General features: G+C 37.7%; 23 protein-coding genes. 15 read left to right on the plus strand and 8 right to left on the minus strand.

From position 1 onward, the window contains the following. Positions 1–24 precede the first annotated feature (24 nt). Positions 25–360, minus strand: a complete 336-nt coding sequence (locus tag ACZ11_RS24355) for a YuzD family protein (protein WP_049669119.1) — start codon at positions 358–360, stop codon at positions 25–27. Positions 361–443: 83 nt separating this feature from the next. Here ACZ11_RS24355 and ACZ11_RS24360 point away from each other — a divergent pair, with 83 nt between their 5' ends. Further along, entirely contained in the window at positions 444–680 is a 237-nt protein-coding gene (locus tag ACZ11_RS24360) for a NifU family protein (protein ID WP_010857481.1), read from the plus strand. Positions 681–729: 49 nt separating this feature from the next. On the opposite strand, the gene ACZ11_RS24365 is transcribed toward ACZ11_RS24360, so the two are convergent. Further along, the gene (locus ACZ11_RS24365; RefSeq protein WP_049669120.1) at positions 730–1,422 is read right to left on the minus strand and encodes a DUF2225 domain-containing protein; all 693 of its coding nucleotides are present in this window, start codon (positions 1,420–1,422) and stop codon (positions 730–732) included. Positions 1,423–1,607: 185 nt separating this feature from the next. Here ACZ11_RS24365 and ACZ11_RS24370 point away from each other — a divergent pair, with 185 nt between their 5' ends. After that, positions 1,608–1,979 (plus strand): HesB/IscA family protein, encoded by a 372-nt coding sequence (locus ACZ11_RS24370; protein ID WP_049669121.1) that lies wholly within the window; start codon positions 1,608–1,610, stop codon positions 1,977–1,979. 121 nt (positions 1,980–2,100) lie between these two features. On the opposite strand, the gene ACZ11_RS24375 is transcribed toward ACZ11_RS24370, so the two are convergent. The 3 genes from ACZ11_RS24375 to ACZ11_RS24385 form a co-directional block, all read right to left on the minus strand. Next, a complete protein-coding gene (locus ACZ11_RS24375) occupies positions 2,101–2,487 on the minus strand; it encodes a hypothetical protein (protein WP_134008648.1) in 387 nt (128 codons plus the stop codon). A gap of 198 nt (positions 2,488–2,685) precedes the next feature. Continuing rightward, complete coding sequence (locus tag ACZ11_RS27150) at positions 2,686–3,075, minus strand: hypothetical protein (RefSeq protein WP_049669123.1); 390 nt, start codon at positions 3,073–3,075, stop codon at positions 2,686–2,688. Positions 3,076–3,388: 313 nt separating this feature from the next. Then, positions 3,389–3,880, minus strand: a complete 492-nt coding sequence (locus ACZ11_RS24385) for a CarD family transcriptional regulator (RefSeq protein ID WP_049669124.1) — start codon at positions 3,878–3,880, stop codon at positions 3,389–3,391. A gap of 144 nt (positions 3,881–4,024) precedes the next feature. On the opposite strand from ACZ11_RS24385, the gene ACZ11_RS24390 reads away from it, so the two are divergent. Then, positions 4,025–4,468, plus strand: a complete 444-nt coding sequence (locus ACZ11_RS24390) for a MarR family winged helix-turn-helix transcriptional regulator (RefSeq protein ID WP_049669125.1) — start codon at positions 4,025–4,027, stop codon at positions 4,466–4,468. A gap of 332 nt (positions 4,469–4,800) precedes the next feature. Here the strand turns inward: ACZ11_RS24390 and ACZ11_RS24395 are convergent, their stop codons facing one another. Continuing rightward, positions 4,801–5,352 (minus strand): hypothetical protein, encoded by a 552-nt coding sequence (locus ACZ11_RS24395; protein WP_049669126.1) that lies wholly within the window; start codon positions 5,350–5,352, stop codon positions 4,801–4,803. 182 nt (positions 5,353–5,534) lie between these two features. Here ACZ11_RS24395 and ACZ11_RS24400 point away from each other — a divergent pair, with 182 nt between their 5' ends. The 4 genes from ACZ11_RS24400 to cstA all read left to right on the plus strand — a co-directional run bounded on the left by ACZ11_RS24400 (position 5,535) and on the right by cstA (position 10,470). Further along, entirely contained in the window at positions 5,535–6,032 is a 498-nt protein-coding gene (locus ACZ11_RS24400; protein WP_049669192.1) for an NUDIX hydrolase, read from the plus strand. A 23-nt stretch (positions 6,033–6,055) separates the two neighbouring features. Continuing rightward, positions 6,056–7,807, plus strand: coding sequence for a sensor histidine kinase (locus tag ACZ11_RS24405; protein WP_049669127.1), 1,752 nt, complete (start codon positions 6,056–6,058; stop codon positions 7,805–7,807). Positions 7,808–7,811: 4 nt separating this feature from the next. Beyond that, complete coding sequence (locus ACZ11_RS24410) at positions 7,812–8,558, plus strand: LytR/AlgR family response regulator transcription factor (protein ID WP_049669128.1); 747 nt, start codon at positions 7,812–7,814, stop codon at positions 8,556–8,558. A gap of 118 nt (positions 8,559–8,676) precedes the next feature. Then, a complete protein-coding gene (gene cstA, locus ACZ11_RS24415) occupies positions 8,677–10,470 on the plus strand; it encodes a carbon starvation protein CstA (protein ID WP_049669129.1) in 1,794 nt (597 codons plus the stop codon). A 60-nt stretch (positions 10,471–10,530) separates the two neighbouring features. Here the strand turns inward: cstA and ACZ11_RS24420 are convergent, their stop codons facing one another. Continuing rightward, positions 10,531–10,770, minus strand: a complete 240-nt coding sequence (locus ACZ11_RS24420) for a hypothetical protein (RefSeq protein ID WP_134008651.1) — start codon at positions 10,768–10,770, stop codon at positions 10,531–10,533. A gap of 541 nt (positions 10,771–11,311) precedes the next feature. On the opposite strand from ACZ11_RS24420, the gene ACZ11_RS24425 reads away from it, so the two are divergent. Continuing rightward, a complete protein-coding gene (locus ACZ11_RS24425; protein ID WP_049669131.1) occupies positions 11,312–11,641 on the plus strand; it encodes a YuiB family protein in 330 nt (109 codons plus the stop codon). 352 nt (positions 11,642–11,993) lie between these two features. On the opposite strand, the gene ACZ11_RS24430 is transcribed toward ACZ11_RS24425, so the two are convergent. Continuing rightward, the gene (locus tag ACZ11_RS24430; RefSeq protein WP_049669132.1) at positions 11,994–12,476 is read right to left on the minus strand and encodes a divergent PAP2 family protein; all 483 of its coding nucleotides are present in this window, start codon (positions 12,474–12,476) and stop codon (positions 11,994–11,996) included. Positions 12,477–12,589: 113 nt separating this feature from the next. Here ACZ11_RS24430 and ACZ11_RS24435 point away from each other — a divergent pair, with 113 nt between their 5' ends. The 7 genes from ACZ11_RS24435 to cysI all read left to right on the plus strand — a co-directional run bounded on the left by ACZ11_RS24435 (position 12,590) and on the right by cysI (position 20,858). After that, a complete protein-coding gene (locus ACZ11_RS24435) occupies positions 12,590–14,098 on the plus strand; it encodes a leucyl aminopeptidase (protein ID WP_049669133.1) in 1,509 nt (502 codons plus the stop codon). 67 nt (positions 14,099–14,165) lie between these two features. After that, positions 14,166–14,357 carry a hypothetical protein gene (locus tag ACZ11_RS24440; RefSeq protein ID WP_049669134.1) on the plus strand — a complete coding sequence of 64 codons (192 nt, stop codon included), beginning with the start codon at positions 14,166–14,168 and terminating at the stop codon, positions 14,355–14,357. 288 nt (positions 14,358–14,645) lie between these two features. Then, on the plus strand, positions 14,646–15,422 hold the full coding sequence (cobA, locus tag ACZ11_RS24445; RefSeq protein ID WP_049669135.1) for a uroporphyrinogen-III C-methyltransferase: 777 nt from the start codon (positions 14,646–14,648) through the stop codon (positions 15,420–15,422). 12 nt (positions 15,423–15,434) lie between these two features. Further along, on the plus strand, positions 15,435–16,172 hold the full coding sequence (locus tag ACZ11_RS24450; RefSeq protein ID WP_049669136.1) for a sirohydrochlorin chelatase: 738 nt from the start codon (positions 15,435–15,437) through the stop codon (positions 16,170–16,172). Further along, positions 16,172–16,321: a YezD family protein gene (locus tag ACZ11_RS25435; protein WP_082172886.1), complete on the plus strand. Its 150-nt coding sequence runs from the start codon at positions 16,172–16,174 to the stop codon at positions 16,319–16,321. The genes ACZ11_RS24450 and ACZ11_RS25435 overlap by 1 nt, the downstream gene beginning before the upstream one ends. A gap of 905 nt (positions 16,322–17,226) precedes the next feature. Further along, on the plus strand, positions 17,227–19,014 hold the full coding sequence (locus ACZ11_RS24455; RefSeq protein ID WP_049669137.1) for an assimilatory sulfite reductase (NADPH) flavoprotein subunit: 1,788 nt from the start codon (positions 17,227–17,229) through the stop codon (positions 19,012–19,014). Between the two features lie 122 nt (positions 19,015–19,136). Beyond that, the gene (cysI, locus tag ACZ11_RS24460) at positions 19,137–20,858 is read left to right on the plus strand and encodes an assimilatory sulfite reductase (NADPH) hemoprotein subunit (protein WP_049669138.1); all 1,722 of its coding nucleotides are present in this window, start codon (positions 19,137–19,139) and stop codon (positions 20,856–20,858) included. The last annotated feature ends 20 nt before the right edge of the window (positions 20,859–20,878 follow it).

The raw sequence follows: 20,878 nt of genomic DNA on the forward strand, positions 1-20,878 counted from the left end.
TTGAAACAATTCCTTTTATTTCTTTTATACGGTTTCGTCAGGAACGAAACCTAAATTTTCAAGTGCAGTAAATACAGGCTTTAATTGCACATAGCCTTCGCCCACTACTTCATCATTTATAAGGACAAGCGGATAAAAAAATTCATCTTCTTGAATGCGTGAAGCATAATCTTGGTCGCGTTCATTCTCAATTGGTCCTTCAATATCGATATAGCGAATATCATATCCTTGGTTTGGATATTTTCGATCTATGGCTGCTTGTAGCCACTCATATGTATCCTTTGAAGATGGCGCATTGACACAACTTGCGCAGATTACCGCTGTTCCGTAAATTTCAATCATTGGTTTCGTTTGACTCATTTCATTTCCACTCCTCGGATTCTATATTGGATTTTTTCTGTTGCTAACATTATAATCATTATAAGGAAAGGAGTCGAGACAAAATGGCAGAAGCAACAATTAACGATCAAGTTCAAGAGGTATTAGATAAATTACGTCCATTCTTACTACGTGACGGTGGAGACTGTGAATTAGTAGATGTAGAAGACGGCATTGTAAAATTACGTTTATTAGGTGCATGTGGTAGTTGCCCAAGTTCAACAATTACACTTAAAGCTGGTATCGAGCGCGCATTATTAGAAGAAGTACCAGGTATTATTGAAGTAGAGCAAGTATTCTAAAACGATTAAAAAAGTTCTAGCTGATTAATCCAGGCTAGAACTTTTTTTCTTAAACTTGGCGTGCATGTTCTTTTTCTTCTCGAATAATTGCCCATTGTTCTTTAGCCATATCAATGATCTTCGCTTCTCCACCAATACTTTGCTTTTCAATGATCTTTGAAAAGAAGCGTGTAGCATTTTCTAAATCACCGATACGTCGTGATAGTTCTGCAATCATATACATAATTCGTATATCTGACATTTGAGTTGAGCTGTAATCCTCAGTTGAATAAGAATCCATATAGTAATCTCGGGCCATTGTCATAAAACGTTGCTCTTGTCCTTCGTTTTTTAGTGAACGATATAGCCATGCAAGACGTAATGTAAGACCAGCTATTGCGACAAACTTTTCTTTTTTAATCGTACCGCAAAGGAACGCTAATTTATAAGCTTGTATTGCTTGGAATACGGTGCGTTCTCCCTTAAAATCATGGTGTACCCATTTTTCAGTAATTTGCGTGCGAATTTCATCTTGCGTGCCAGGAGCAAAATACTTTGAAAAGTCTTCTGTAAATGAAAATCCGCAATGCTCACAAACAAATACATTATAATAAAGGGCATTTACACCGTCTGCATAGATAGGATGAAAATCTGTTTCTGTGTGATCTACTTTAATGAATTTAGAGCGTACTTTTAATGTTGGAAATTCTTTTTTGCAATTAAGACATTGAATTTTTTTTTCGTAATAAGGTGAATTCTCCATATTTAATACCTCTTTCATCGACTTATTACAACTATTATACCAATGTGGATTTCATAAACGTGGATAAAAAATACTAAAAATGTGAAAAATATTAGAATTTTTACTAAAAATCCTTTTGGAGCTGAATGTTTGTCATACAATAGTCAAAATTGATATGATAATAAGTAAGAAGGAAGGTGATTGGGATGACAAGTAAGCAAGTAATTGAAGTTACTGAAGCGGCTGCTTTTCATATTAATGAAATGATGGAGCACAATGAAGAGCAAGGTTCGTTTTTACGTGTAGTTGTTAATGGTGGCGGATGCAGTGGCCTATCATACGGTATGCATTTTGATAAAGAGAAAAAAGAAGATGATTTTGAAGATGTACAACATGGTTTAACAATTCTTGTTTCCCGTGAAGATGCGCCGATTATAATTGGGACAAAAATTGATTATAAGCAATCGCTAATGGGCGGAGGCTTCACAATCGATAATCCAAATGCCATCGCATCATGCGGCTGTGGCACGTCTTTCAAAACGGCGAAACGTGAAGGTACACCTGAGATTTGTGACTAAAAATAAATTGTCTAAATGTGTTTAGATACCAAGCCTTTTTGATTTGTATGTTGAAAAACATAACGAATTGAAAAGGCTACTTTTATGGCTATATTAAAATTTAATCTTTGAAAATTTGTGATCATTCATAAACAAACTTTGAACAAAGCCCCCAATAAGAGCTATAAGAGCTATCATAGTATTCCGGATATTCAATGAGAAATTGAGAACGTTCGATCCACAATTTAAGTTCTTTTGATTTGGTTGTATTTTCAATCGTATCTAGTAATTGAGATAGCTTTTGAATTTCTCTACCTACCCGAACCATATCTCCAGTGAAAACATATAAAGTATTAAGGAAATAAGAAGTACGTTCACATCGCTCATCCTCAACAAATGTACAAATCATGGGTATATTTTCGATTTTATAGATAGCGAGTTCCCAATCTTGCTCAGGTTCCATTTCATCACTATATGCCCATTTTTTTATCTCTTCTTGCGTAGGATTCCAAGGGTCTTTAAACATCATTTTGTGCTCCTTTAAATTTAAACTAATATTAATCTTTCTTCAAAATTATAACATGGAATATTATTCATTGGTATTGGAATGGTAAATGTGCAGCAAGTCTTAAAGCTATGTGTTGAGTTAAATGGGGTATAAGAAAAGGACTCGTAAATCTGAGAATTACTCATCAATACAAGCCCCAATTTTAAAGATCCTGTTAGTTCAATAATATTTTTTATTTTTCGCTAAGAATGGTAAATCCGATAAAATAAAAATGAGTGATATAACAAATGGTGAAATTACAATATTGTAAAAAGATATTTTGGATGGTTCTCTTAAATAGTAAAAAATAAAGTTACAACAACTAATTAGAATGGTAATAATAATAATTTTAAAGAACCGTTTTCTTTTATCCATCTTATTTAATTTTCTTAAATTTATTATAGATACGGTTACTATATAAATAAGGAATAAAACAAGAAAAATTAAATAACCAAATACAAATTTAGCTAAAAATAAATTATCAATATCCTTATATACAACAAATAATGTGATGATCATACCTACAAAAGCTAGGATATACAAAATGCTTGTAAAAATATTTTTCTTCAAATAATTACTACCTCGAAATCTTTATGTATTACAATTATTTTCTCAAAGATAAACGATTTTGTTAACTGGAAAAATAATGAATACAAATGGTGGTTAGGAACTCCTATTGGCGGTGAATTACAAACGAGTTGTGAAAGTTTAGAGGTGGCTTTTGAAGGAGGCATTTTTATTAATAGAAAATGAAGATTTTAAACATGAACTATTACTTTGCTTAAACTATGGAGCAGAACCTTTTTATATATTTCTTTTTAAATATTAATAAGGCCACGATTATTTTTTATCGTGGCCTTATTAATGTACCGACAATACAAAATTAGTGAAGTTGTGTTAAAACATATTTATAAATTTCATCGGATGGTTTATTAAGAGCTATTGAAAACTCCGAAAAGATAGTATCTTGTAAAGATTGCAATATTTTTTCTTCCTGGTTAGGGAATTTTTTTTCATTGGTCTTATATTCGAGCTTTTTTCGTAGCAATGTGTTTAAAAGCTCTGCTTGTTTTTGGCGATTGCCGGATTTAATGATTTCTAAATGAAATCTCATTCGATGCGTATTTTGTTCAATCCATTCCACACCAGGGGATGTGAATGAATGTAAAATACTGAGGGCTTCTTCTTCTTTAATAATATCTCTAAGCTGTTTTTTTGAATTATCAATAGGGGTACGAATTGTTAATTGTGGTTCATTTAGTGGTTGTAAAACGTAATAAGATTTAGTAATGTCGTTAAAGGTTTGTTCGCAAATATCTTCAATAGAACAAAGTCCATGTGATGAGTAAATGACTACATCGCCAACGTTGTACATGTATATCCCCTCCAACAAACTATTTTGTCAACTAGGTTGACTAAATTAATTGTAAGCAATTAGAAGGTTTTTGTCAACTTAGTTGACGATTGCTGCTGTTTTTTGTATATTAATAACGAAAAAAATGAAATGAAGGTGAAATAGTTGAAGGACGAATTGCAGAATCGAGATGTCATTGATTTGTTGAGCGAACGTCACGAACTACTTCGAAGACTTGCAGAAGAGAAGTGGCATAAGCATAACGATATTTATATTTCAAATTCGGAATGGTATATTTTGGGGATAGTTTATAAAAAACAACTTACGATTTCAGATGTAGCTAAAAATGTTAAATTTTCAAGACAAGCAACCCATAAAATAATAAAGAGTTTGGAAGTTAAAGGGTTGGTGACAGTTATGGGTGTCGAACATAGTAAAAAACATAAAGCTATTCGTATGACTGAATTTGGTGAAGAATGCTTTGAAAAAAATCAATATTGTAAAGCAGAAATAGAAAAACAACTGGTCAATACAATTGGAGAAGATCAGGTCATTAGATTAAAAAATATATTAAAACTTAATTGGGATATGGAGCAGCTGGAAGCGTAAGTATTCGTAGTTTAGGTATGGAAAATGTTTGGGACATTGCTTGTAACATAATAAGGTTAGGCAACTATTTTAGCAGGTAGATGCATAGAAAAATTTCGTAAGCCACTTTCGTTCTGCTCGAAAGTGGCTTCTTTTTAACTTCTTTCAGCGGGTGTTCAAACACCTGTACCTGCCGCTACGCTTTCGGTACAAAAAATACTTGCTGAAAAGAGGAACTCAGGCTAACTGACCTGCATCCTGCTGCTGCCGCACGCTTTCGCGAAATAACATCTGCAGGCGTAAGCACAAAGCCGATTCCAGACGCAATTATGCTGAGGCATAATTGATAATCGTTACTTTACCTTCTCGCGTTCTATAAATGAAGCGCCATTGTCATTTGCTAAATTGTAAATGGCACTTTTTGCCTCTGGGTCAAATTGTCCGTTTTCTTCAATGACAAACTTTTCGTTATTTTTCGTTTGGAAATAATAAGTGCCTACTGTACCTATTTCATACTCATAAATGACTTCCTTAATATCCTGCCATTCATGTGTAGTTTGATGATGAAAATCTTTGAAAACAATTTGTGTATTCTGTATAGCGGTATAACTTAAAACAGAAAAATAGACTAAAACTAGACTGCTTACTATTACTAAAAGCGTAATCAAATAGGTGTATTTATTTCTTTTGAACCCAAGTATGACTAACGTTAAAATAATTAGCGCAATTGCTAGGAAAAGCATAATGAAGTTGTATGTTGGAGTGATCAGTACGATATTATCTTTACTAAAATAAAACGTTTGGGAAATCGTAAATGGCAACATGAAAACAATGATAGGTGATAATAAAAGCAACACTATCGCAAAAATAAAAAGTTTTGCACGAGGTGATAATACGTTTAACATGAAATCTCCTCCTTTTTTAAAAAGTGAATATTCTGCATTTTAATAAGTGTAACATATTTCCAATATTGGAGCGCATGCATACTTTATGTTTGAAAGTGAGATGTAACCATAAAATTCTGAATTAATACTTCTATATATGGAAAATTGGCCGTTATAATAGTGATATAGAGGTGAAAATGATGATGAAAAAGGATAGAGGAAAAGTTTGGTTAGGTGTTGCGGGGGTTACTGTCAATGAGCTAGGACAATGGCTTGTTGTCAAAAAGGCATACAGCGGATTAAAGGGAAGATGGTCATTGCCAGCAGGTTTTGTCAATGCTGGTGAAACAGTAGATGAAGCCGTTGTTCGCGAATTAAAAGAAGAAACGGGTATCGATTGCTACGTATCAGGCTTAATTGGTTTTCGAACGGGTGTGATTCGTGGTGACATTAGTGATAATATGGCGATATTTTATTGTTGTATGAAGGATGAGCAGCAGAAGATTTGCATTCAGGAAAATGAATTATTAGAAGCGAAATGGATGTATCCAAAGGAGCTTGCTCAGGATGAAATGACATCAGTGATGTTAAAAGAAATGGCATCCAACCAATTCGAAAAGCATCAATTAGAGGGGATTGAAGGTATTAATCCAGGAGATGTCTTTGGTTATTCCTCTTATAAATTGTTCTTTAAAAAATAAAGTGACAAAGGAGAGGACCTATGATGGAGCTATTTTTATTTATGTTAGAGCGAGTAGGGCTAATCATTGTGTTTGCCTTTTTAATGTCAAGATGGCGGCTCTTTCGGGGAGTGTTATTTAAGGATCAAGGGGTTAAGGAAAAGGTTTGGCTCATTATTATTTTTAGTGCTTTAAGTATAGTGAGCAGCTATACAGGGATAAAAATCGAAAGCGGTACTATCAATCCTTTAAATCAAATGATACATAGCACTATAAATGCAGAGGAAGCCATTGCAAATACGAGGCTAATTGGGGTAGCGATTGCTGGTATTTTTGGTGGGCCACTTGTGGGTGTTAGCGTAGGTATTATTGCGGGGGTTCATCGTATTACCCTTGGCGGTTTTACAGCGATTGCCTGTGGTATATCGACAATATTAGCAGGATTCATTACAGGTGGTTTAAGTAATCAATTAAAAATTCGTCAAACCTTCTCCTATAAAAAGGCTGTTATCATCGGAATTTGTGCAGAGACTTTACAAATGATTGTTATTTTACTAGTGGCAAAACCATTTGAACAAGCTTTGCAATTAGTTTCTATAATAGCGCTACCGATGATTTTTATGAATGCCTTTGGGATTTTGATATTTTTCATTATTATCAAAACTTTTATTGATGAGGAAGAGCGCACAAAAGCATTACAAACACACCAAGCATTTTCTATTGCCCAACAAACAATTGAACATTTTCGGAAAGGGTTAAATGAAGAATCCTGCCGAACGGTTGCGGAAATTATTAAGAGAGAGATTGAAGTTGATGCAGTTGCGATTACGGATACAAATGGGATTTTAGCACATGTAGGAGTAGGCGAGGACCATCATGTAATTCATCAAGAAATAATGACGGCTTTAACGAAACGGGTATTAGTAGAAGGGCGCATTCTTACAGCGACGTCCGCAAAAGAAATCAGTTGTCCAAATGAAGATTGTCCGTTAAGTGCTGCGATTGTCTTACCTTTAAAAGTACAGCATAAAACGGTAGGTACCTTAAAGCTATATTTTATTAATGTTTCTTCATTAACCGGGGCGAAAAAGGAGCTTGCTGAGGGCCTCAGTCGACTATTTTCATCGCAGCTTGAATATGCTGAAATTGAGCAGCAAAGAAAGCTATTAAAGGATGCAGAAATTAAAGCGTTACAAGCGCAGGTTCATCCCCATTTCTTTTTTAATAGTCTCAATACTATTTCAAGTTTGATTCGAACGGATGCTGATGAGGCTAGAGCATTATTGATAAAGCTTAGTACGTTTTTTAGGAGTAATTTACAGGGAGCTCGTCAAATGCTAATTCCGTTAAAAAATGAAATTGACCATGTGGAGGCTTATTTGTCGATTGAACAAACAAGGTTTCCGAACCGCTATGATGTGCAATTTCACTTAGATGAATCACTTTTTGACGTACATATTCCCCCATTTACCTTACAGCCACTTGTTGAAAATGCCATTTATCATGCCTTTAAAAATCGTAAGGAAGGCAAAATTGACGTTAAGGTGCAACGAATTAATAATAAGCTATTGCTGTTAGCAGAGGATAATGGCTGTGGGATGAGAGAAGAGCAGGTTAAACAGCTTGGCAAAACAATTATGGAATCCGAGCAAGGGACAGGGACAGCTTTATGGAATATTTATCAGCGTATTCATGAAATTTATGGAACTGAGGCAGATTTTCACATTTCAAGTACGTTGGATGTAGGCACGAAAATTATGATCCAGCTGCCGTTAAAAGCCACAAGATGGGAGTAGAGAAATGTTAAATGTCTATATAGTAGATGATGAACCGTTAGCAAGGGCTGAATTGCGATATTTATTGGAGCAAACAAAGTTAGTCCAGATCATTGGAGAATCGGAGGATTTAGAGGACATACTGCAGGATCCACAGTTTGAGCAGATTGATTGTGTGTTTTTAGATATTCAGCTAGGCGTAAACAATGGCCTCGAATTAGCAAAACAACTGCAACAAGGCATACTTAAACCCGAAATTATTTTTGCTACTGCTTATGATGAGTATGCATTACAGGCATTCGAGGTGAACGCCTTTGATTATATTTTAAAGCCATTTGAGCAAGAGCGTGTACAAAGTGCAGTTGAAAAGCTGGTGGCCAAAAGAAGAGAGACGCAGGCTAAAACGATTGAGAAGTTAAAGCATTTACAATTGGACAAGCTTGATAAATTAACAGTTTATGTGAATGATCGAATTTTACTTATTAAAATACAGGAAATTTTATATTGTACGTCTGAAGAAAGTAAGACGATTGTTGTTACTGAGAAAGGGAGATATTTTGCTTCAGAGTCGTTAGCCGTTTTGGGGAAAAAGCTCACTTTAAAAGGTTTTGTGCGTGTCCATCGGGCATTTATCGTCAATTTAGAACATATTGTAGAGCTGGAGCCTTGGAGTAGTTCTAAATACAATTTGATTTTGCATAATAGACATTCGATACCTGTCAGCAGGCTTTACATGAAAGATGTGCGCAAGATCTTTCAGCTATCAAAATAGCTGCATTTCAACAGTAGAAAACACCCTTTCAACTTAAAATTCTGACATTTTGGTGAATTTTACGAATAATCGTATAATTCATTTGCTATGATGTGGAAAACGTAAAAGGAGTGATAACATGAATGCTATTACAATTGTAATAGGTTCCATTTGTGTACTGATGATTAGCTATCGTTTGTATGGCATATTTTTCACAAAGAAGGTACTTAAGATAAAAGATGATACGCCCACCCCAGCACACGCTATGGAAGATGGTAAAGACTATGTTCCGACGAATAAATGGGTAACATTTGGGCATCATTTTGCAGCGATTGCAGCAGCTGGACCGTTAGTCGGACCTATTTTAGCTGCTCAATTTGGATATTTGCCAGGGCTCCTTTGGTTGTTAATTGGTGCGGTAATCGGTGGTGCAGTACATGATGCTGTAGTGTTATTCGCTTCTATGCGCCATGGAGGAAAGTCGTTATCAGAGGTTATGAAGAAGGAGTTAGGACCTGTTGCGGGATTCTGTACAGGCCTTGCAATGCTTTTCATTATTACAATTACAATGGCCGGGCTATCGATGGTTGTCCTTGGTGCGTTGGAGCGAAATCCATGGGGAACTTTTGCGGTAGGGATTACTATTCCAATAGCGATGTTTGTTGGCATTGCTTATCGTAAAACAGGAAATTTAATTGTTACGTCAACAGTTGGCTTTATTTTGTTAATGATCGGTGTATTTATTGGACCAATGATTCAAGGAACGGCATTTGGTGATTTTTTAACGTTTGACCGTGATACTTTAGCTATTATTTTACCTATCTATGCATTCTTTGCGGCGGCATTACCTGTATGGCTCTTATTAGCGCCGCGTGATTATTTAAGTAGTTTCATGAAAATCGGAGTATTTATTGCGTTAATCATCGGGGTCTTTTTCGTGAACCCTATCATCCAATTCCCACCACTTACAGAGTTTATTCATGGTGGTGGTCCAGTAATTGCTGGTCCAGTATGGCCATTCGTCTCTATTACAATTGCCTGTGGGGCTATTTCTGGCTTCCATGCGTTTGTAGGCTCTGGGACAACGCCGAAAATGATTGATCGCTGGGAAGACATTCGCATCGTAGGTTTCGGTGCTATGCTCGTAGAATCTTTAGTAGGTGTAATGGCTTTAATCGCAGCAACGGCTCTTCATCCTGCAGATTATTTTGCGATTAATTCAGCTCCAGCAGTATTTGCTACATTAGGAATGGAGCCGGTTCATTTACATGCATTAGCCGAAAGTATTGGGATGGATTTAGAAGGTCGTACAGGTGGAGCTGTAACTCTAGCAGTTGGGATGACTGATATTTTCACGGGGATTCCTTGGTTTGCTGAACTGTCTTCTTACTTCTATCAATTCGTTATCATGTTTGAAGCGGTCTTTATTTTAACGGCTATTGATGCTGGAACACGTGTAGCGCGCTATTTAATTCAAGATTTTGGCGGCAATGTCTACAAGCCACTGAAGCGTACAAATTGGCTTCCGGGTACAATCTTTGCAAGTGCACTTGCATGCTTTATGTGGGGCTATTTATTGTATTCAGGAGATATTAGTTCGATTTGGGTATTATTTGGTGTGTCGAATCAGTTAATGGCGACAATCGGTTTAGTATGTGGGGTAACAATGGTCTTAAAAGTTGCAGATAAGCGAATCTACGCTTTAACATGTTTTATCCCATTAGCCTATCTATATGTCACTGTAAATGTAGCGGGCTTTTGGATGATTAAAAATGTTTATTGGAATACAGCGGCAGCTGGTTACAATATGTTAAATGGTGTATTATCTGTTATTATGTTAAGTTTAGGCTTTATAATTGTACTAGCAGCCATTAAAAAATGGGCAGAGCTTTGGAAGTCACCAAGATTTGTATTATCACAAACAGCTTCATAATGAAAAGCAAGAAACTATTGGAAATTAGTTGTATACTAGTTTTCAATAGTTTTTTTATTGCTAAAATATGGATAATAACCATGACATGTGGTTGATTTCCGTTCCGACTGGGCGCTTTGTTGCTGACGCTTCGCTTTCGCACAGATAAAACATTTGCCGCTGACGCTTCGCTTTCGCGCAGAGCAGAGCTTCCTGGGGGGCGTCCGATGAGCCGCTTTTATTGTTGCTGTCGCTTTGCTTTCGCACAGATAAAACATTTGCTGCCGCTACGTTAGCACTACGCTTTCGCACAGAAAACATCCGCTGCGCTCCAGGGTCTCGGGCCAACACGATGTTGGTCACGAAGGCGTTATCACAGGATGTGATGGTCTTAGCCTTCGTTCCTCTATTATTGCTGATCCCCAAGGAGTCGCCCAGTCTCCACTCCAATCAACTTATATCATAGCAAATGTTAGTTACTACTAATTTTTGGCAATAATCCTTTTTATTTTAGGAATTCACATAAATGTACAATGTGCATCCCGTGGAGTGAACAGCTCCTGCGAACTGTATTGTGTAAATGAAATGCAGTGACAGGAGTAAGTGTTTTACGTAGTGGAGAGTGAGGGATGCATGTTAAAGGAACGAAGGTTAAAAACATCACGTTCTGTGATAACACCTTTGTTTTGCCGCTTCGCTTTCATATAAAAAACACACCTTGCCATAAGGGGTGTCTATCTGTAATGGAATATACTTAATGATTGTCCAAAATATGACGAACAAGCGAAATCAAGGATATGCTAATTGAAAGCATTGTAGTAATCATGTAAACTAATGAGAGGAAAACGGAGGTTATACATACATGGATGGTCCAGTTTCATTAGTACAGTTAATCATTTCAATTTTGTTATTTTTCGTCATGTTCTTTGGTATTGGATTTTTATTGAATATGCTTCTGCGAATGACATGGTTAATGGCAATAGTGTATCCAATTGTTGTTATCTTTATTGTCGATGATGTAAGCTTTTTAGATTATTTTTTCAAGCCAGGTTCCGCATTTCCAGCACTTTTAGATAAGTTGCAAGCACTGCATTTAGTAGATATTTCAATCTTATCTGGTGGCTTTGCCGGTTCAATTGTTGCGGGAATTGTCATGATTTATTTGCGTAAAAGTGGTTATCGAATGTTTTAACTTCTTTCAGCGGATGTTTAGTCATCCGCTGAAAGAAGTTAATGCCTCCGGCGGATGTCACGGAATCGGAAAGGAGTTCTTTGTGCTAGCATAAAGCTGATTCCGGACGCAATTATGCCGAGGCATAATTGATCTTCTTTCAGCGGGTGTTCTAACATTCGCTGATTTTTTTTGAATGTTTCCGATAAATCGTGAAAAGCTTCTGATAAAACGTGAAAAGCTTCCGATAAAATCACAAAAGTTTCCGATAAATCGTGAAAAGCTTCTGATAAAATCACAAAAGTTTCCGATAAAACGTGAAATGTTTCCGATAAATAAAAAACACATCCTCGATATGAGGATGTGTCTCTTTTCACAAAATAAACTGGTATGTGATGATGGCGATAAAAATGCCAGTTAATGCCCCGAAAAATACCTCGCTCCGTTTATGGCCTAGCAATGTTTTTAGCTCTTCCATTTTTTCTTGCCCATCCATTTGTGGCCATTTCTTTAAATCATGAAGCAATGTTTGAAAGTCTTTACGCAGTTGATTTAATACAGCTGCATGCTGACCCGCCTGATAGCGTACACCACTCGCATCATACATGACGATAAATGAAAACATAGCGGCTACGGCAAAAATTGGGGAATCTAATCCTGTTTCATAGGCAATAGAGGTTGTAAGTCCTGTTACGGAAGCGGAGTGTGAACTAGGCATTCCCCCGGTGGAAGTAAATAATCCCCAGTTAATCTTTCTTGTCATTAAAAAATGAATAGGGATTTTAACAAACTGTGCAAAGAGGACTGCAAAAAGGGCAACGAGTAAAGGGGTATTTTGAAGTAAACTCATAATCATCACAACCTTCACTTATAATTGTCTTTATTATAACATTCATTATTTTCTAAAAGCTAAATATTACGCGTTTTCTGAAACTTAGGTATAATAGAAAAATGAATGGAGGAATTTACATGCATATTGTAAGAGAAGCAAAAACATTTGAAACGATTTCTACTGAGGTGTTAGTAGTAGGGGTCACTAAACATCGTGAGCAAATGCAGGATTGGGCAAGCTTTTCATCATTTTATGGAGAAACCCTTGATGCGTGGATTAGTGCAGGGGATGTTTCTACTGAGCTAAAAAAAATTACGAAATTACCATTCTTGAAGAGTCACCCAAATCTTAAACGTATTTTATTTGTTGGTTTAGATGAGCGTAAAAATTTAACAGAAGACGATGTTCGTGCAGCATTTGGATTGCTTGGCAAGGAACTAAGAACCTTAAAGGTTGAAGAATATTCCATTTGGCTTGAGTCGTTTACGACAGAGTCGATTACTGTAACAGATGTTGCCTTTTTAGCTGGTGAAGGAACGGGTCTTGGTTATTATTCAATTCCTCATTACAAAACAACATCAAATGAAGTAGAGAAACGTATTGACGCTGTTCACCTTGTGACTACAGCTAATGATTTAGATGAAGTTGTGGCAAGTTTTGAGGTTGGTGCTATTTATGCAAATGCAGTAAATGAAGCACGTAGCTTAATTAATTTACCACCAAACTTACTGACAGCGACAGACTTAGCCAATTACGCAGAGTCCCTTGCAGTCGAGTATGATTTTGAAGTGGAAATTTTAGATAAAGCACAAATAGAGGAGGTTGGTATGGGTGGTATTTTATGTGTCAATCAAGGCTCCCATGAAGAACCTCGTTTAATAACATTAAAATATAAAGCGACTGAAGGTTTTGAGGATCCGATTGGCCTTGTCGGCAAAGGAGTTACGTATGATACAGGTGGCTATTCCTTAAAGCCAAGAGATGCAATGGTAGGCATGAAGGGCGATATGGGTGGTGCAGCAGCTGTGCTAGGTGCCATGAAAATCATCGGTGAATTACGTCCTAATAAAAATGTCGTTGCAGTTATTGGTTCTACCGATAATATGGTATCTGACACAGCATTTAAGCCGGATGATGTCATTACGACATATAGCGGTAAGACGGTAGAAGTTTTAAATACCGATGCGGAAGGACGTTTAGTATTGGCAGATGCTACTACATATGCTAAGCAACAAGGAGCTACTTCCCTGATCGATGTTGCAACATTAACGGGTGGAGTAATTACTGCGCTTGGTATGGATAAAACAGGTGCACTTTCTAATGACGATGAATTCTTTGCTACTTTCATGGAAGCTGCACAGGAGACTGATGAATTTGTGTGGCGCATGCCTTTAACAGAAAATGATAAAAAACGAATTCGTAAGTCAGACGTCGCTGATTTAAATAACTCTCCTGGTCGTGATGGACACATGATTTTTGGAGGAGGCTTTGTTGGTGAGTTTGTTGGTGATACACCTTGGATTCACTTAGATATTGCGGGAACGTCAGATGCGATTGCTGTACATGACCTAGGCCCAAAAGGTGGTACAGGTGTAATGGTACGTACACTAGCTAATTTTGTGCAACGTTTAGGAGAAGAAAAATAGATTAGGCGATAGACATGTGATATATGTATCCTCCCACATACGATAGATTAAAAAAGGGAGGAAGTTTATGACATTCTTCGGAGGTTATCCAGGAGGAGGAGGTTTATGGACAATCGGTGGGCCGTTTTTGGGAGGGTTTTTAGGAAGTTTTCTTGGATCACAGTTTAGCCCATATCCATTTTATCCGCCGTTCTATCGTCCATTTCCGCCATTTTACCGACCTGGTCCACCATTTAGACACCATTTTAGACCATATTAATTCAAATAAGACATAGATTTCAATGAAAATATATAACCAGTTGTCGGCAATAATAACGACACCTGGTTTTTTCTTTAGTTAAATTAAATAAATATCAGATTCTAGTCATTAAATAAAGTGTTGACAGAATATACTAAATTATTTATTATTCTTATTGTATTACTAAGAATTAAATACGTAGCTGACTAGCAAACTAGAGGCTCTTATTATTCGCAGGCATTGCTCTGCCTATGGATAATTTGAGTCCTTTTTTTATCTCTAGGGAAAGACGAAAGGGAGTGAAATCAAATGGGGAAAGTTTTTATAGTGGGTGCTGGGCCTGGCGATGTTGATCTTATCACAGTAAAAGGATTACGGTGTATCGAATGTGCTGATGTCATCCTGTATGACAGACTCATTAATAAGAATTTACTATCCTATGCTAAACGAGAGGCTAAACTTATCTTTTGTGGTAAGCTACCTCAGCAGCACGCCATGATTCAAGAGCAAATTAATCAATCACTTGTTAACTATGCACAGCAAGGATTGATTGTGACGAGATTAAAGGGAGGCGACCCATTCGTTTTTGGAAGGGGGGCTGAGGAAGCTGAGGTACTAGCGCAGCATAATATTCCATTTGAAATTGTGCCTGGCATTACTTCAGGGATAGCGGTGCCGGCATATGCAGGGATTCCTGTTACACATCGTGATTTAAGCTCAAGTTTTGCAATGGTTACTGGGCATATGAGAGAGGGCAAGGATGATGGAATTCAATGGGAAAGTCTTGCAAAAGGGATCGATACGATTGCTATTTATATGGGGGTCGGTAACCTTCCCTATATCCGTCAGCAACTACTTAAATATGGGCGAGATAAAGAAACACCAATAGCACTCATCCATTGGGGTACATTTTCTCAACAAAAAACAGTCACGGGAACTTTAGCTAATATTGAAGAACTAGTCCAGCGAGAAAATATTCAAAACCCAAGCATAATTGTAGTAGGAAAAGTTGTTACTTTGAGGGAAACAATTCAATGGTTTGAACAAAACATTCCGCAGCCACAGTTAGCAGAAGTTTCTTTGTAAGGATGTGGGTTCATGCAAGCCATTTTATATATCGCCCATGGAAGTAGAGTAAAGGCAGGGGTGGAGCAAGCAGTAAACTTTCTAAAGAGCGTACAACAGGAGATTGAAATACCGATTCAAGAAATTAGTTTTTTAGAACTCGCGACGCCGACAATTGCTGAAGGTATAGCAAGCTGTATTAACCAAGGGGCTACAGCTATAGCGATCGTTCCTATTTTATTGCTTGCTGCTCAGCATGCAAAGCACGATATTCCAAGTGAGATTGATAAAGCAAAAAAACAGTATCCACAAGTGCGATTTACATACGGTGAACCACTTGGTGTCCATGAATTATTAATTGATACATTACAGACTAGAATTTTAGAAGCAGGGTGTCCTACTAAAGATGCAAGTGTTTTAGTTATAGGTCGTGGGAGTAGTGATCCTGCAGTAAAGAGAGATTTAGATAAAATTGCAACAAGACTACGTGATAAATATGATTATGAAGCTGTAGACACATGCTTTCTATATGGCATGGGTCCTACGTTTGAAGAGTGGTTACAACAAGAGAATAAGGACAGTCAAGTATTTATAGTGCCGTATCTGTTGTTTACTGGGGTTTTGCGCCAAAACATAACAAAGCGATTACAAGATTATGAGAATAAGAACGTTATTTTATGTGAAAGTTTAGGCTATGACGACAATGTAAGGAAAGTTTTAGTGGAACGTATTTATCAATTAATAAAATTTACTAAGAAAGGTGTTTTGTAATGGTAGATAAAAGGACTGAAAATGTAAATCTAGCATTAGATAATGTACGCCAAATTTTAAATACTGTGAGCCACGGATCGATTACATTGATTGTGCAAAATTCCTATGTGGTTCAAATTGAAAAGAAAGAAAAAATACGACTTCGATAATTTTAACTTCTATCAGCGGGTGTCCAAACATCTGCTGCTGACGCTACGTTAGCACTACGCTTTCGCGCAAAAAACATCTGCTGCTGACGCTACGTTAGCACTACGCTTTCGCGCAAAAAACATCTGCTGCTGACGCTACGTTAGCACTACGCTTTCGCGCAAAAAACATCTGCTGCTGACGCTACGTTAGCACTACGCTTTCGCGCAAAAAACATCTGCTGCTGACGCTACGTTAGCACTACGCTTTCGCGCAAAAAACATCTGCTGCTGACGCTACGTTAGCACTACGCTTTCGCGCAAAAAACATCTGCTGCTGACGCTACGTTAGCACTACGCTTTCGCGCAAAAAACATCTGCTGCTGACGCTACGTTAGCACTACGCTTTCGCGCAAAAAACATCTGCTGCTGACGCTACGTTAGCACTACGCTTTCGCGCAAAAAACATCTGCTGCTGACGCTACGTTAGCACTACGCTTTCGCGCAAAAAACATCTGCTGCTGACGCTACGTTAGCACTACGCTTTCGCGCAAAAAACATCTGCTGCTGACGCTACGTTAGCACTACGCTTTCGCGCAAAAAACATCTGCTGCTGACGCTACGTTAGCACTACGCTTTCGCGCAAAAAACATCTGCTGCTGACGCTACGTTAGCACTACGCTTTCGCGCAAAAAACATCTGCTGCTGACGCTACGCTTTCGGTACAAAAGACATCCGCTGAAATAGTGGAACTCAGTCTAAGAACGCCACGTCCTGCGGCAATTTATCTGTGCAAAAGCGAAGCGGCAGCAACAACAACAACAACACACGACTGAGTGACCAACATCATGCCGAGGCATAATTGATCTTTTTTTAGCAAGACAAATTATCAACAGTAGAAAATGATACGAATACGTGAGGTGGCAAGGTTGAAACTACAAGTAGTAAACAGTCCATTTAATGAGGAGCAGGTAAAGCTATTAAATGAGCTGCTCCCTCAACTAACAGGAGAACAGAGGATTTGGTTAAACGGCTTTTTAAGTGCACCACTAGCAACTATTAATCCAGTTGTCGAGGAAGTAACTCCGATAGTAAAAACAATCACCAAAACAGTAACGATTTTATATGGTTCACAAACAGGTAATAGCCAGGGGTTAGCTGAAAAATATGCCTCAGCCTTGAAAGACAACGATGTGGACGTAACGATTTCGTCGTTAGCAACTTTTAAACCAAATAATTTAAAAAAGGTAACAAATCTTTTACTCATTGTTAGTACACACGGTGAAGGGGATCCACCTGATCAAGCGATACAGTTCTACGAATTTTTGCATAGCAAGCGGGCTCCTAGGTTAGAGCATCTTCATTATTCGGTGCTAGCCTTAGGTGATAGGTCTTATGAATTTTTCTGTAAAACAGGAAAGGATTTTGATGAGCAGTTTGCAAAATTAGGGGCAAGTCACATCGTTCCTCGCACAGATTGTGATGTAGATTATGATGACACTGCAGCACAATGGTTCTCAGCTGTTCAGCAGGAGTTGCTACAACAGAAGGATATAACAGTTACATCTACTTCACAAAATCAGACAGCACAAAGAGACACTACATATTCTCGAAAAAATCCGTTTTATGCCGAAGTACTTGAAAACATTAATTTAAACGGCCGAGGATCAAACAAAGAAACACGTCATATTGAATTATCCATCGAAGGTGCAAGTTTCCATTTCGAACCAGGAGATAGTATCGGTATTCAACCAGAAAATGATGAAAAACTAGTCAATGCTTTAATCACAGCATTACAATTTGATCCACAAACTGAGGTAAACGTCTTTGAAGAAACGCTGACATTAAAGGATGCATTACAAAAAAAATTAGAAATTACAGTGTTGTCTAAGCCATTGTTACAAAAAATTGGTGCCTATACGGTCCATCAGGAATTTACAAAGCTACTTGAAGACTCGAATTCTTGGAAGGACTATGCGAAAGGAAGAGACTTACTTGACGTTGTGGAAGACTTTGCACCATTTATATGGGATGCGCAGCAATTTGTAAATTTATTACGTAAAATTCCAGCACGTCTATATTCCATTGCTAGTAGTCAAAAGGCAAATAGTGAAGAGGTACATTTAACAATTGGGAAAGTAAGCTATGAGACGAATGGACGTCAACGTCTTGGAGTTTGCTCCGGAAGCGTTGCTGAGCGTGTTCAAATTGGTGAAACATTACCGATATATGTTCATAAAAATCCGAACTTTAGATTACCAGAGCATGAGGATACACCACTTATTATGATTGGTGCTGGAACAGGTGTAGCCCCGTATCGTGCATTTTTGGAGGAGCGTGAGGAATTAGGCGTCGAAGGAAAATCGTGGCTAATTTTGGGTGATCAACATTTTGTCACAGATTTTCTTTATCAAACTGATTGGCAGCGTTGGCTTGCTTCAGGCACACTTAGTCAAATGCACGTCGCTTTCTCACGTGATACAGATAAAAAAATATATGTTCAACATAAAATTGAGGAAAATGCTGTTGCTTTTTATGAATGGCTAGAGCAAGGAGCTGTCATTTACGTCTGTGGCGATAAAAAATCGATGGCGGCTGATGTTGATGCAACAATACATCGCGTTATTGAACAACAGGGACAAAAAACGCCAGAGGAAGCTAAAGCCTTTGTCAATGAGCTAAAACAGCAGAAACGCTATCAACGTGACGTTTATTAACTTCCTTTGGCAGTGTTTTATGTAGCGAAAGCAAAGCGACAGCGGCAAAATGTTTTCTGCGCGAAAGCAAAGCGACAGCGGCAATTCTGCCGAGGCATAATTGATTAAAGGAGCGATAACAAATGACAGGAAAAATTATTTTACCTCCACAACCAGGGAAGCCTAGTGATGTAGAGCGTATTAAAAACGACAGTAATTATCTACGCGGAACATTAGAGCGTACAATGAACAATCCATTAAGTTCAGGTATTCCAGAGGATGATAACCGTCTAATGAAGTTCCATGGTAGTTACTTACAAGACGATCGCGATCTTCGTAATGAACGTCAGCGTCAAAAGCTTGAGCCAGCCTATCAATTTATGGTGCGTGTACGTACACCGGGCGGAGCAGCAACTTCAGCACAATGGCTAGTGATGGATGAAATGGCGAGAAAGTATGGTAATGGCTCCTTAAAATTAACGACACGTCAGGCATTTCAAGTGCATGGCATTTTAAAATGGAATGTTAAAAAATATATGCAGGAAATTAATGAGGTGTTATTAGATTCTCTTGCAGCCTGCGGAGATGTCAATCGTAATGTGATGTGTAATGTGAATCCAAACCAATCTGCATTACATGAGGAAATCTATAATTGGTCTGCCAAATTAAGTGAGCATTTATTACCTAGAACACGAGCTTACCATGAACTATGGCTAGATGGTGAAAAGGTAGTTGATAGTCAGGATGAAGAAGTTGAACCTATATACGGTGCGCAATATTTACCGCGTAAATTTAAAATTGGTATTGCGGTTCCGCCAAGTAATGATGTGGACGTATTTTCACAAGATATAGGGTTAATAGCAATAGTTGAGGATGATAAGCTAGTAGGCTTTAACGTAGCTGTTGGTGGAGGAATGGGCATGACACATGGCGATCATGAAACATACCCACAGCTTGCTCGCATAATTGGCTTTATCACACCTGATAAACTACTGGAAACAGCGGAGAAAATTATTACGATTCAGCGCGATTATGGGAATCGTTCGGTTCGTAAAAATGCACGTTTTAAATATACAATTGATGCAAGAGGACTTGAATGGTTTAACGAAGAACTAACTCGTCGTCTAGGTTGGAATATCCAAGAGGCTCGTCCATTTACTTTTAATCGCACGGGTGATGAGTTTGGCTGGATTCAAGGTGCAGAAGGTCAATGGCATTATACATTATTTATTCAAAATGGTCGTATTAAGGACTTTGAAAATTATGAGCTTCTAACAGGATTACGTGAAATTGCGAAGGTGCATACAGGTGATTTCCGCTTAACACCAAACCAAAATTTAATGATTAGTAATATAACGCCGCAAAAGAAGAAAAAAATCGCTGCGATTATTGAGCAATATAACCTTACAGATGGAGCGCACTATTCTGCATTGCGCCGAAATTCGATTGCTTGTGTATCATTACCAACGTGTGGTTTAGCCATGGCAGAAGCCGAGCGTTACCTCCCTTCTCTTATTACAAAAATAGAAACAATTATTGATGAAGCGGGCTTAAACGATACAGAAATCGTTATTCGCATGTCAGGCTGTCCGAATGGTTGCTCGCGTGCAGCAATGGCTGAGATTGGCTTTATCGGTAAAGGTCCAGGGAAATATAATATGTATTTAGGAGCAAGCTTTACTGGTGATCGTCTCAATAAAATCTATCGTGAAAATATTGGTGAGGAGGAGATATTAGCGGAGCTTCGTCCAATCCTACTCCACTATGCGAAGGAACGTCTAGATGGTGAACATTTCGGTGATTTTGTTATTCGTGCGGGTTATGTAACATCTGTTCATGACGGACGAGATTTTCATCAAAAATAAAATAATAGCCCTGTAGCAAA

The sequence above is a fragment of the Lysinibacillus xylanilyticus genome, from assembly GCF_001183605.1.
GTDB lineage: Bacteria > Bacillota > Bacilli > Bacillales_A > Planococcaceae > Lysinibacillus > Lysinibacillus xylanilyticus.

Excerpts from the sequence above, each read along its gene's own strand:
- ACZ11_RS24355 (WP_049669119.1), bottom strand. The coding sequence starts at position 360 with ATGAGTCAAACGAAACCAATGATTGAAATTTACGGAACAGCGGTAATC.
- ACZ11_RS24360 (WP_010857481.1), top strand. The coding sequence starts at position 444 with ATGGCAGAAGCAACAATTAACGATCAAGTTCAAGAGGTATTAGATAAA.
- ACZ11_RS24365 (WP_049669120.1), bottom strand. The coding sequence starts at position 1,422 with ATGGAGAATTCACCTTATTACGAAAAAAAAATTCAATGTCTTAATTGC.
- ACZ11_RS24370 (WP_049669121.1), top strand. The coding sequence starts at position 1,608 with ATGACAAGTAAGCAAGTAATTGAAGTTACTGAAGCGGCTGCTTTTCAT.
- ACZ11_RS24375 (WP_134008648.1), bottom strand. The coding sequence starts at position 2,487 with ATGATGTTTAAAGACCCTTGGAATCCTACGCAAGAAGAGATAAAAAAA.
- ACZ11_RS24385 (WP_049669124.1), bottom strand. The coding sequence starts at position 3,880 with ATGTACAACGTTGGCGATGTAGTCATTTACTCATCACATGGACTTTGT.
- ACZ11_RS24395 (WP_049669126.1), bottom strand. The coding sequence starts at position 5,352 with ATGTTAAACGTATTATCACCTCGTGCAAAACTTTTTATTTTTGCGATA.
- ACZ11_RS24400 (WP_049669192.1), top strand. The coding sequence starts at position 5,535 with ATGAAAAAGGATAGAGGAAAAGTTTGGTTAGGTGTTGCGGGGGTTACT.
- ACZ11_RS24405 (WP_049669127.1), top strand. The coding sequence starts at position 6,056 with ATGGAGCTATTTTTATTTATGTTAGAGCGAGTAGGGCTAATCATTGTG.
- ACZ11_RS24410 (WP_049669128.1), top strand. The coding sequence starts at position 7,812 with ATGTTAAATGTCTATATAGTAGATGATGAACCGTTAGCAAGGGCTGAA.
- cstA (WP_049669129.1), top strand. The coding sequence starts at position 8,677 with ATGAATGCTATTACAATTGTAATAGGTTCCATTTGTGTACTGATGATT.
- ACZ11_RS24420 (WP_134008651.1), bottom strand. The coding sequence starts at position 10,770 with ATGTTTTCTGTGCGAAAGCGTAGTGCTAACGTAGCGGCAGCAAATGTT.
- ACZ11_RS24425 (WP_049669131.1), top strand. The coding sequence starts at position 11,312 with ATGGATGGTCCAGTTTCATTAGTACAGTTAATCATTTCAATTTTGTTA.
- ACZ11_RS24430 (WP_049669132.1), bottom strand. The coding sequence starts at position 12,476 with ATGATTATGAGTTTACTTCAAAATACCCCTTTACTCGTTGCCCTTTTT.
- ACZ11_RS24435 (WP_049669133.1), top strand. The coding sequence starts at position 12,590 with ATGCATATTGTAAGAGAAGCAAAAACATTTGAAACGATTTCTACTGAG.
- ACZ11_RS24440 (WP_049669134.1), top strand. The coding sequence starts at position 14,166 with ATGACATTCTTCGGAGGTTATCCAGGAGGAGGAGGTTTATGGACAATC.
- cobA (WP_049669135.1), top strand. The coding sequence starts at position 14,646 with ATGGGGAAAGTTTTTATAGTGGGTGCTGGGCCTGGCGATGTTGATCTT.
- ACZ11_RS24450 (WP_049669136.1), top strand. The coding sequence starts at position 15,435 with ATGCAAGCCATTTTATATATCGCCCATGGAAGTAGAGTAAAGGCAGGG.
- ACZ11_RS25435 (WP_082172886.1), top strand. The coding sequence starts at position 16,172 with ATGGTAGATAAAAGGACTGAAAATGTAAATCTAGCATTAGATAATGTA.
- cysI (WP_049669138.1), top strand. The coding sequence starts at position 19,137 with ATGACAGGAAAAATTATTTTACCTCCACAACCAGGGAAGCCTAGTGAT.